This window comes from Arthrobacter sp. TRD_SC_6, from assembly GCF_055361185.1.
This window is the reverse complement of record NZ_CM143953.1, coordinates 1-11,072: the sequence shown is the minus strand read 5'-3', so window position 1 is coordinate 11,072 and position 11,072 is coordinate 1. Positions and strand designations below refer to the sequence as shown.

Annotated in this window: 10 protein-coding genes; 9 read left to right on the top strand and 1 reads right to left on the bottom strand. The window is 64.2% G+C overall.

Annotated features, from left to right (window positions below):
* Positions 1–36 precede the first annotated feature (36 nt).
* Complete coding sequence (locus tag ACWA1U_RS00050) at positions 37–891, top strand: nitrilase-related carbon-nitrogen hydrolase (RefSeq protein WP_463723318.1); 855 nt, start codon at positions 37–39, stop codon at positions 889–891.
* On the opposite strand, the gene ACWA1U_RS00045 is transcribed toward ACWA1U_RS00050, so the two are convergent.
* Positions 873–2,486, bottom strand: coding sequence for a PucR family transcriptional regulator ligand-binding domain-containing protein (locus ACWA1U_RS00045; protein WP_463723317.1), 1,614 nt, complete (start codon positions 2,484–2,486; stop codon positions 873–875). The genes ACWA1U_RS00050 and ACWA1U_RS00045 overlap by 19 nt on opposite strands.
* 99 nt (positions 2,487–2,585) lie before the next feature.
* Here ACWA1U_RS00045 and ACWA1U_RS00040 point away from each other — a divergent pair, with 99 nt between their 5' ends.
* The 8 genes from ACWA1U_RS00040 to ACWA1U_RS00005 all read left to right on the top strand — a co-directional run bounded on the left by ACWA1U_RS00040 (position 2,586) and on the right by ACWA1U_RS00005 (position 10,630).
* Positions 2,586–4,064, top strand: a complete 1,479-nt coding sequence (locus ACWA1U_RS00040) for an amino acid permease (protein WP_463723316.1) — start codon at positions 2,586–2,588, stop codon at positions 4,062–4,064.
* A 45-nt stretch (positions 4,065–4,109) separates the two neighbouring features.
* Positions 4,110–5,798: a flavin monoamine oxidase family protein gene (locus ACWA1U_RS00035; protein ID WP_463723315.1), complete on the top strand. Its 1,689-nt coding sequence runs from the start codon at positions 4,110–4,112 to the stop codon at positions 5,796–5,798.
* A 127-nt stretch (positions 5,799–5,925) separates the two neighbouring features.
* Entirely contained in the window at positions 5,926–6,903 is a 978-nt protein-coding gene (paaA, locus tag ACWA1U_RS00030) for a 1,2-phenylacetyl-CoA epoxidase subunit PaaA (RefSeq protein ID WP_463723314.1), read from the top strand.
* The gene (gene paaB, locus ACWA1U_RS00025) at positions 6,904–7,257 is read left to right on the top strand and encodes a 1,2-phenylacetyl-CoA epoxidase subunit PaaB (protein WP_463723313.1); all 354 of its coding nucleotides are present in this window, start codon (positions 6,904–6,906) and stop codon (positions 7,255–7,257) included. It begins immediately after the preceding gene.
* The gene (gene paaC, locus ACWA1U_RS00020) at positions 7,254–8,078 is read left to right on the top strand and encodes a 1,2-phenylacetyl-CoA epoxidase subunit PaaC (protein ID WP_463723312.1); all 825 of its coding nucleotides are present in this window, start codon (positions 7,254–7,256) and stop codon (positions 8,076–8,078) included. Before paaB ends, paaC begins: the two co-directional genes overlap by 4 nt.
* Positions 8,079–8,083: 5 nt before the next feature.
* A complete protein-coding gene (gene paaD, locus ACWA1U_RS00015; RefSeq protein WP_463723311.1) occupies positions 8,084–8,584 on the top strand; it encodes a 1,2-phenylacetyl-CoA epoxidase subunit PaaD in 501 nt (166 codons plus the stop codon).
* A complete protein-coding gene (paaE, locus tag ACWA1U_RS00010; protein WP_463723310.1) occupies positions 8,584–9,759 on the top strand; it encodes a 1,2-phenylacetyl-CoA epoxidase subunit PaaE in 1,176 nt (391 codons plus the stop codon). The genes paaD and paaE overlap by 1 nt, the downstream gene beginning before the upstream one ends.
* 91 nt (positions 9,760–9,850) lie before the next feature.
* Positions 9,851–10,630, top strand: a complete 780-nt coding sequence (locus ACWA1U_RS00005; protein ID WP_463723309.1) for an enoyl-CoA hydratase/isomerase family protein — start codon at positions 9,851–9,853, stop codon at positions 10,628–10,630.
* Positions 10,631–11,072 lie beyond the last annotated feature (442 nt).

Below are 11,072 nucleotides of genomic sequence, written 5' to 3'. Positions count from 1 at the left end.
GGCAGGGAGCCGGACACACGGGGGCAGGAGGAACGCATGCGGATCGCAGGAATGCAGGGTGCCGCGAAAATACTTGACGTCGAAGCGAACCTGGCGGTCATGGACCGCGCGGCTGCCCAGGCCGCTGCCGCCGGCGCTGACGTCCTGGTGACCCCGGAACTGTTCCCCTGCGGATATGCGCCGGCAAGGCTGGCTGACGCGCTTTCCCGATCCGGGGCAGGCCTCTTACAGCCCATCGACGACGGCGCACGGGACATCGCAATGCGGCACGGTATCGCGCTCGTGTACAGCGCCCCCGTGCCAGCGGAAGGCGGAGGATGGCATATCTCCGCGACGATGCTCGACGGCAACGGCGAACAACTGTTGCGCTATTTCAAGGTCCATCTCTTCGGAGCCGAGGAACAAGCAGCTTTTCGTCCAGGCGGGAGTGCACCAGAGTCAGTTCTGTTCCGGGGCTTCCGCGTGGGGTTGGCCATCTGCTACGACGTTGAGTTCCCGGAGATCGCACGCGCACTGGCCGATGCAGGCTCCGATGTGGCGCTGGTCCCGACGGCGTTGGCGGCCGGTTTCCGTGACGTGCCGCAGGTGCTGCTGCGTGCCCGTGCGCTGGAGAGTCAACTGGCCATCGCGTACGTCAACCATTCCGGTAAAGCGCCCACTGCAGCGGGTACCGCGGTTCAGCTCGGTGGCGGCAGTATCATCGTCGGTCCGCGCGGACAGGTGCTGGCCGAGGGGAGCGCGGCTGACGGGGACGACGCTGATGAGCTGATTCTTGCCGACATCTGCCCAGCGGACGTCGCTGCCGCCCGCGCCGCCGTGCCGTACCTTCGGGACCGCCGCACAGACCTATACACGTCCTGGCAGCCCCGGCCTCACGGTTCGTCGACGTAATTCAGCGCGATCAGGAGCTCGGCGCGGGTGGATGCATCAGCGAGATCCAGTTCCAGCAGATCGCCCAGTAAGCGGATCTGGCGGCGCACGCTGTTCCGGTGAAGGCCCAGTTCCCTCGCTGACGCATCCCAGTTGCCGTTTTCCTGAAGCCACGCGCTCAGGACTTGCAACAGCAGGGCTGACCTTTCCGGTTCAACACCCTTCAGCGGCGCGAAGATGCGCGACGCAAGCTGCTTCCCCGCCTCGTCACCCAGGAGGCCGGTGATTGTCCACGCGACAGTTTCCGCGCGCACGCTGCGACCGGAGTGGACGGCGTGCCGCAGGAGCGAGGTGGCCTGGCGGAACGCGTGGGGCAGGGCCGCAGGTTCCACGGGATCCGACACGGCCAGAAGCCAACCGGTCTGTTCAACTTCGGCGATGAGGGCATCGCTTGCGGCGAGGCGCGTGATCGCCGCGAACCCGTCGTCGGAAATTTCCACCAGTTTGGTGTCGAAGAGGCGGCGCCACTGCAGCAGGCCGCGAACGTCGTCGTCGTGCTGGCCCGTTGTGCGGGGGACTCCCCGCACAACGCGCACTGGTTCGGGGTGCGTTCCGGAAGTACTGTGCACAAGCAGCTCCTCCAGGTTCGCCTGTTCCCGCGCGGATCCAGGAGAAGGGCGCAGAAGCAACCCCGTGGCGAGCTGTCCCGGGGCAAGCGCTCCACTTGTACGCTGCCGCACCAGGGCTTCGAGCAAGCCGACGGCCACCTCCACAATGTTCCTGTCGAGCGGTCCCAGACGCTCTTCGGAGCCAACCACAAGCGCACCCAGGTTGGCGTCGCGAGTGCTTCGCAGCGGATAGCCGACCACAGCGCGCGCGCCCGGGGAGTCGAAACTGTCCACCTCGATCCGCGGGCCCCGCCCCGCCAACAGCTTCCGCAGGAGCGGCTGAAGTTCGGCATCCGAGGGGATTTGGCCCCTGAGTTCGGTGTTTCCACCGCGGACGCGGACGCGGACCCGGCCGTCCGAGCCGACAATCAGCGCCCAGGCCGGTATCCAACGGGTCAGGGTTTGCAGGAGTTCCTGCTCCGGCCGGCCCGCGAGGACTGATCGCATCAACTGTCGGTTGACCTCAGACAGGGTCCTCAACGCCTGGAGGGTTTCCGCCTCGAGCATGCGGGCGAATTCGAGTCCGACGGCGGCGAAAGGAACCGACGCCGGAAGCTCCACCAGAGTGAGATTGTGCCGCCGGCAGGCTTCCAGCAGTTCCACAGGGACGTCGTCGAAGTAGGGAGTGATGCCGAACCCCAACGCACATACGTTCGCCTGGACCAGGCGCTGGACGTAACGGTCCACCTCCGGTTCGCTGCCTTTGCGACCAGTGAAGGGCAACCCCGCCGTAAGGATGAATTCGCCCTCCAGCAGGTACGGCGTCGGATCTTCCAACTCACTGGGTTCCACCCAGCGGACAGTGAGCGGTGCCGCATCATCACCGGGCGGCTGGGCGTCATGGAGGACGCGTAACTCCGGAGGGAGCTTCTGCAGGAATCGGTGCAGGGGGACGGTCCCGAGCCCCGGCAGTGCTTCCCGCCCGGGCGATTGTGCAGATAGGCTCACACACCCAAGGGTAGAGGTCGATTCGTCCCGCCTTGTAATTGGAGTCACATGGCACCGTGAAGAGGTGCAATCGCTGGACAGACAGATCGGAAGTCAAAGATGACTCAGGCAACATCGGCCCCTGAAAGGTCAGCTCTGAAGCTCGGAAGCCAACTGCTACGCCGCAAGCCCATCGGCCAGATGCTCGATGAGGCCGGCAGCGGCTCCGGCGGACCGAAACTGCGCCGCAGCCTGGGTGTATGGCAGCTGACCATGATCAGCATTGGAGCGACCCTCGGCACGGGCATCTTCGTGATCCTGGGATCGTCGGTTCCCCTGGCGGGACCGGCTATCTGGATCTCCTTCCTGATCGCGGGATTCGCTGCTCTGCTCTCTGCCATTTCCTATGCGGAGATGGCCGGCGCAGTGCCGGTTTCGGGCTCCAGCTATTCCTACAGCTACGCGACCATGGGCGAGGGAATCGCCTGGATCTGCGGCTGGTGCCTGGTGCTCGAATATGCAGTCTCGGTCGCAGCCGTCGCCGTCGGCGCGGGCGAGTACGTCAACGAGATGCTCGCCACCTTCGGACTCGCGCTTCCCGACGCCATCGCAGCCCCGCCCGGCGCGGAAGGAGGCATGTTGAACCTGCCGGCGATCGCCATCGTCGTGCTTGCCATGTTCCTGCTTGTCCGAGGCGCCAAGGAGAGCGCGTGGGTGAACACCGTGATGGTCGTCATCAAGATCGCGGTGCTACTGCTGTTCTGCGTGGTCGCGTTCTCGGCGTTCTCCGCCCGCAACTTTGAACCGCTGCTGCCGATGGGTGTGGCCGGAATGTCGGCCGCAGCGTCACGCCTCTTCTTCTCCTACATCGGTTTCGACGCCGCTTCCACGGCGGGCGAGGAGGCAAAGAATCCGCAGCGGGACCTCCCACGCGCCATCATTGCTTCCATGGTGGTCATCACCGGCATTTACATCCTCGTTGCTGTCGCCGCAATTGGCGCGCGTGAGTGGACGTGGTTTGACGGAACAGAAGCTGCGCTGGTCCAGATTCTGCAGGAGGTAACCGGTGAGCCCTGGATGGCGCTGGTGTTCTCGGTTGGAGCTGTTGTGGCTATCGCAAGCATTGTGCTGACCGTTCTCTACGGACAGACCCGCATCCTCATGTCGATGTCACGCGATGGCCTGGTGCCGAAGATTTTCGGCCGCGTGTCTCCACGCACAGGCACGCCGGCCGCCGGCACGCTGATCGTTGGCTCCGTGGTTGCGCTTACGGCCGGACTGGTTCCGCTCGGAGAGCTTGCGGACGCTACGAGCATTGGCACCCTCTGCGCCTTCGCGCTGGTGAACCTGTCGGTGATCTATCTGCGCCGCAGCCGCCCCGACCTGCCACGCACCTTCCGGGCGCCGCTGTTCCCCGTGACACCAATCCTCGGCACCATCATGTGCATCTACCTGATGATCAACCTCGGCTCGAGCACCTGGGTGGTCTTTGCGGCCTGGATGGCCGTCGGGGCGCTCGCCTACCTTGGCTATGGCAGGCGCAACTCGCGCGTTGCGCGGCTGAGTCAGGATGAATACGAAAGACTCAGCGCCCAATAACCTCAGCACCCCGCCTTCAAAAGCACTTCACTGAAAGCAAGACGAATGACTATCGCCACCGAAATCCACGCTCCCACTCCAGCAGGCAGCGAACCGATCACCATGTTGAACCCGGACTTTCCGTTCAGCTATGACCACTACCTTGCACATCCTGCCGGACTCGGTTCAGTGCCGTCGAGCATGTACGGGACCGAGGTGGCGGTTGTCGGAGCGGGCCTATCCGGGCTGGTGACTGCGTACGAACTGATGAAGCTCGGTCTCCGCCCGGTCATTTATGAGTCCGACCAGATTGGCGGACGGCTGCGGACCGCGTGCTTCCCGTCCGCCCCGGGTGTCACAGCTGATCTCGGGGGTATGCGGTTCCCAGTCAGCGGAAAGGCCCTCTACCACTACATCGAGGAACTCGGCCTGGAAACCCGTGCCTTCCCCAACCCCCTGGCGGAGGCGACCTCAAGCACGGTAATCGAGCTCGGAGGCAAGCGGTATTACGCAGAGACCACGTCCGACCTGCCGGACTTCTTTCAGGAGGTCGCCGATGCCTGGAAATCGGCGGTCAACGACGGCGCTGCCTTCAGCGACATGCAGCGGGCAATCCGGGAGCGCGACACCACACGGATCAAGGAGCTTTGGAACTCCCTCCTGCCTGAACTGGATGAGCAGACGTTCTATGGCTTCATCGCCGGTTCGAAGGCGTTCAAGGAGGCCGGTTTTGCACACCGCGAGGCATTCGGGCAGGTCGGGTTCGGTACCGGGGGCTGGGACACGGACTTCCCCAACTCGATCCTCGAGATTCTGCGCGTCGTGTATACCGACGCCGACGACGGACACCGCAGCATCGCCGGTGGCGCGCAGGAACTGCCCAGGGCGCTGTGGGAACACGCGCCGTCGGGCATGGCTCACTGGCCGGCTGGCACCTCCCTGGCCACACTGCACGACGGCGCTCCCCGGGGCGGGGTGGCCCGCATCCGCAGAGGTGCAGACAACTCCGTCGTGATCACTGAGAAGTGGGGCCGGGAGCGTGCCTACCCCGCCGTCGTCGTAACCTGCCAGTCGTGGCTGCTTTCCACCCGCATCGATACCCAGGAAAGCCTTTTCGAGGCACCCATGTGGACCGCGATTGAGCGTTCGCACTACATGCAGTCCTCGAAGACGTTCGTCATGGTGGACAGGCCGTTCTGGAAGGATATTGATCCGGCAACGGGCCGGGAGACCCTGAGCATGACGCTCACTGACCGGCTGAACCGGGCCACCTATCTGCTGGACGACGGTCCGGACAAGCCCGCCGTAATACTGCTTTCCTACACCTGGAACGACGACGCGCTGAAGTGGCTGGCTCTCGATGCTGACGAGCGCGTGCGGTTGATGCTGCATTCCCTTGCGCAGATCTACCCCGGAGTGGACATCGCCTCGCACATCGTGGGGGAGCCCATCACCGTGTCCTGGGAGGCTGACCCCAATTTCATGGGGGCGTTCAAGGCGAACCTGCCCGGACACTACCGGTACCAACAGCGGCTCTTCACGCATTTCAAGCAGGATGCACTGCCGGAGGAGCAGCGCGGAATCTTCCTGGCCGGTGATGACATCTCATTCACTGCCGGCTGGGCGGAGGGTGCCGTGACAACCGGGCTGAACGCCGTCTGGGGTGTGATGAACCACCTGGGCGGGGCGTCCCACCCGGGCAATGCCGGTCCTGGCGACCTGCTGGAAGCGATCGGTCCTATCGCCCTCGACTGACTGAGGGGAGTACTTCCGGCACTCCCTGTGTCTTGACTCACCGCGCGCCACGCCGATATCCTGAACGAACGGTCGGTAATTATTTCGGGCTGGCAATCGGCCAGCCGTGCACAGTGAGGTGACCATCATGACAACCGCTACTGATACCCCGCAGGACCTGTCAGCGGAGCAGGAGCAGTTTGACCGGCTGATTGCCGAGGACTCCCGCATTGAACCACGCGACTGGATGCCCGAGGCCTACCGTAAAACCCTCACGCGCCAGATCTCCCAGCACGCGCATTCCGAGATCATCGGCATGCAACCGGAAGCCAACTGGATCACCCGCGCCCCCAGCCTGAAGCGCAAGGCCATCCTCATGGCCAAGGTGCAGGATGAAGCCGGCCACGGGCTCTACCTTTACTCTGCAGCCGAAACGCTCGGCACTAGCCGCGACCAGATGATGGCCGACCTCATCGCCGGCAAGGCCCGCTACTCGAGCATCTTCAACTACCCCGCCCGCACCTGGGCCGACATGGGTGCCATCGGCTGGCTGGTCGACGGCGCCGCTATCGCCAACCAGGTGCCGCTGTGCCGTGCCTCCTACGGACCGTACGGCCGGGCCATGGTCCGCATCTGCAAGGAAGAGTCATTCCACCAGCGCCAGGGCTTCGAGATTCTCCTCGAGCTTGCCAACGGAACGCAGGCCCAGAAGCAGATGGCCCAGGACGCCGTGGACCGCTGGTACGCGCCGAGCCTCATGATGTTCGGCCCGCCGGATGAGGATTCACCGAATTCCCAGCAGTCCATGGCCTGGAACATCAAGCGCTTCTCCAATGACGAGCTGCGTTCGCGCTTCGTCGGCATGATCGTGGAGCAGGTCAAAACCCTGGGGCTCACCTTGCCCGATGACCAGATCCAGTACAACGAGGCGACAGGCAAATGGGAGCACGGCCCGCTGGACTGGAACGAGTTCAAGGAAGTACTCGCCGGGCGCGGCCCCTGCAACGCCCAGCGCCTTGAGCGGCGTCGGGAAGCGCACGACGACGGCGCGTGGGTCCGCGAGGCGGCCGCGGCTTATGCCTCAAAGCAGGCAGCCAAGCGCAACTCGCGACAGGAAGCAGCCTAAATGGTCAGCGGATCCCAAACGGGCGACGACGGCTCCAAGGCCCCCAGCGCAGAGCAGCCGGACCATCCGAAGGCCGAGCCTTGGCCCTTGTGGGAAGTGTTCGTGCGGTCCTCGCGCGGGCTCAGCCACGTCCATGCCGGTTCACTGCACGCAGCCGACGCCGAGATGGCCGTCCGCAACGCCCGCGACCTTTATACCCGGCGCAACGAGGGCGTGAGCCTCTGGGTGGTGCCGGCGTCGTCGATTATCTCCAGCGACCCTGACGCCAAGGGGCAGTTCTTCGAATCCCCGCAGGGCAAGGACTACCGCCACGCCACGTACTACACCAAGAGTGAGGGAGTGAAGCACCTGTGAGTGAGTCGAATGCGAGCGCCACCCGCATCACTCCGGGAAACGCGCTCCGGCCGGAGGACATCGCTGCGTCCGGCGCAACGCCCAGCGAGGTGGTTGCCGAGTACGCGATGCGGCTCGGTGACGATGCGCTGATCCTCGCCCAGCGCCTGGGCTGGTGGATTTCGCGTGCTCCGGAGCTCGAGGAAGACGTGGCTCTCGGTAATATCGCGCTGGATCAGATGGGACACGCACGGTCCTTCCTGACCTACGCGGGCAGGGGCTGGGGCAAGACCGAAGATGACCTTGCGTACTTCCGTGGAGAAGAAGGCTTCAAGTCCTCGCACCTCGTCGAGCAGCCGAACGGTGATTTTGCCCGCACCATCGCCCGGCAGCTGGTGGTCTCCAATTATCAATTCGAGTTGTACTCACGCCTGATGGACTCCGCTGATCACACGCTGGCTGCCATCGCCGCCAAGGCCGTGAAGGAAGTGGATTACCACCGCGATCACGCTCGCCAGTGGGTGCTACGGCTGGCTCTTGGAACCGACGAATCCCGGCGGCGCATGATTCAGGGCCTCACCCTCACCTGGCCCTACGTGGGCGAGTTGTTCGAAGATGACGCTCTGATTGAAGCGCTCGACGGCGTTGCAGTGCGGCCTTCGCAGCTGCGTGCTCCGTTCGACGCTGAAGTTGAGGCGATTTTCGCTGAAGCCGAGCTCGAAGTTCCCAACGTTCCTGCCGCCGTCGGCGGTGGACGCCACGGGAGGCACAGCGAGCACCTCGGCTATCTGTTGGCCGAGATGCAGGTGCTGGCACGTGAGCATCCGGGGGCCACGTGGTGATGACCATGCAGACTCTTGAAGAGACGCTGTGGGACATCGCAGCGACGGTGGCGGATCCCGAGGTTCCCGTGCTCACCATCGAGGACCTCGGCGTCCTCCGCGCGGTGGACGTGCACGACGACGGCGGGATAACCGTGACGATCACACCTACCTACTCAGGCTGCCCGGCCATGGACGCAATCCGGGACGACGTCGTTGCCGCCCTCGCAGCGCATGGTCACACCAGCGTGCTCGTAAACCTGGTGCTCTCGCCGGCGTGGACTACCGACTGGATGAGTGACGCCGGGAAGGCGAAGCTCGAGGAATACGGGATCGCACCGCCCACCGGGAAGGCCGCAGCCCTGGGCCGGAAGCAAGGAGCCGTAAGCGTGGGGCTCAGCGTGAAGTGCCCGCAGTGCTCGTCCCTGAACACCCGGGAACTGACCCGTTTCGGCAGTACGTCCTGCAAGGCGCTCTACGCGTGCCAGGACTGCCGGGAGCCCTTCGACTACTTCAAGGTCCTGTAATGGCAGTGAAACTCGCGCCGTCGAACAAACGGCGCACGGCTTTCCATGAGCTCACCGTGGCTGAGGTGCGCCGCCTGACCGAGGACGCCATCGAGGTGACCTTCGCGGTGCCGCAGGAGCTGACCGGCCGTTTCGACTATGTGCCGGGCCAGTACGTGGCGTTGCGCACCATGCTCGACGTCGACGGCGAAGCGAAGGAATTCCGCCGGAGCTACTCGATCTGCGCCGAGCCGCGGGCCTTCGAGGACGGCAGCAGCGAAATCCGGGTCGCCATCAAGAAGGACCTTGGCGGAGTCTTCTCCACCTGGGCAAATGAGTACCTCGCAGCCGGGGACAAGCTTGAGGTCATGAGCCCGATGGGCCAGTTCATCTCGAAGCACCCGATGTCCGGGCTCAACAACCCGGACTCTATCGACACCGATACGGAGCACTCGTTCGTGGCGGTTGCTGCGGGTTCGGGAATCACTCCTGTCATCGCTATTGCGCGGTCCGTGCTTGCCGCGGATCCGGCGGTGCGCTTTGACCTCATCTACGCGAACAAGGCCGCGATGGACGTGATGTTCCTCGAGGAACTGGCTGACCTGAAGGACCGCTACCCTGCCCGCTTCGCCCTGCACCACGTCCTCTCCCGTGAGCAGCGTATCTCGCCGCTGCTGAGCGGGCGGATCGACGCCGCGAAACTGCAGTCCATGCTGACCAGCGTGATCCGCACCGACGACGTCGACGAGTGGTTCCTGTGCGGCCCGTTCGAACTCGTCCAGCTGTGCCGGGACTCCCTCGCTGAGCGTGGGGTGCCGCCGGAGAAGGTGCGGTTCGAATTGTTCACCACCGGCGAGCCCACCCGCCCCGAAGGGCAGATCGGGCGGCCTGTCCGGGAGGATGACGCCGGCGAAAGTTTCTCGATCACGTTCAACCTCGACGGTCTCCAGGGCACGGTCGCCAGCCCCACTCATGCCCGCGAATCGATCCTCAACGCGGCCCTGCGCGTCCGGCCTGACGTCCCGTTCGCCTGCGCCGGCGGTGTGTGTGGAACCTGCCGCGCGAAGGTTGTCAGCGGCACGGTGGACATGGAGGAGAACTACGCGCTGGAGCCGGACGAACTGGCAGGCGGCTACGTGCTCACCTGCCAGTCCCGGCCCACCAGCCCCGAAGTGTCTGTGGACTACGACGCCTGATCCCAAACTTTTTGTCGCCTAGTTGTTGCCCACAGCGGCATTAGAGAGCAACTAGGCGACAAAAACTTCATTGAAGTGAAGAGGAGCTTCCATGATTGACCTGACCATCGAGAACAATGTCGCCGAGATCGTGCTCAACGCACCGGAGAAGCTGAACGCGCTCAACGAAGCTGCGCTTACAGAGCTGTCCGCAGCGTACGACGACGCCGGCTCGGCCGCCGCTGACGGCTCCGTCCGTGCGCTGTTGCTGCGGGGAGAAGGACGCGGCTTCTGCGCCGGACGGGACATTGCCGGCGTCGCGCCTGAAACCGACGACGCCGTTGCCTACCTTGGCGGGCTCGTCACCCCGCTGCTGAAGAAGATGGCGGACTTCCCGGCACCCACCTTCGCCGCAGCGCACGGCGCGTGTCTCGGCGTCGGGCTCGGCCTGCTCATCGCCACCGATGTGGTCTATGTGGCCGATTCGGCGAAGATCGGCTCGCCATTCGCCAAGCTGGGAGCCACGCTGGACTCGGGAGGGCACTGGCTGTTCACCGAGCGGCTCGGCGCGCACCGGACCCTTGACCTTATTTACACGGCTGATCTGATGTCGGGTGCAGATGCAGTTAACAGCGGACTCTTCAGTAGGGCGTTTCCCGCTGAGCAACTGCTCGACGCCACCCGTTCCACGGTCGAGCGCGTTGCGACCGGAGCGACCGGTGCGTTCACGGCGTCGAAGGCCCTGGTGGCGTCAATTCGCGACCGGCGGCTAGGGCTGTGGGACGCGGTTGCCGAGGAAAACACCGCGCAGGGGGAGCTGTGCGCAAGCGCCGACTATGCGGAAGGCTTCAGGGCGTTCCAGGAGAAACGGGCACCCGTCTTCAAGGGCTGATCCAGTCCGATTTCGCCCGATTCCGCCTCGAAATGATACTCAGAGGCAACGAATATTGCAACATTTTGGAATCAATTTCCACTTAGGTTGGCCTAATTGGCTTCAGTTAGTCTTTTTGTAGCATTTACTGGAACCTGTGGCCGGGAGGTTCGTCTAGGGGCCTGATGGGGGATGGTGACGTTCAGAACGGGGTGTCACCTCCGGAAATGACGAACCTTCCGGCCACGCCTCTGCCCGGTGCGAGTCTAGTGCGGAGAGTTATCGGCGCCATGGACAGCCAGTTTCCGGGCAGCCCTCCCAGTAGCGGCTGGAGCTGGAACACTGCACGGGATCCTCGGTCACCCGCCTGAGCTTCCCGTGCCAGGAGCCTGCCTGCCCTGTAGACCTAGTTGATTTACAAGGGTCGTGAGTTCGCCCCGCCCGCTTGCAGAATCAGTCACCC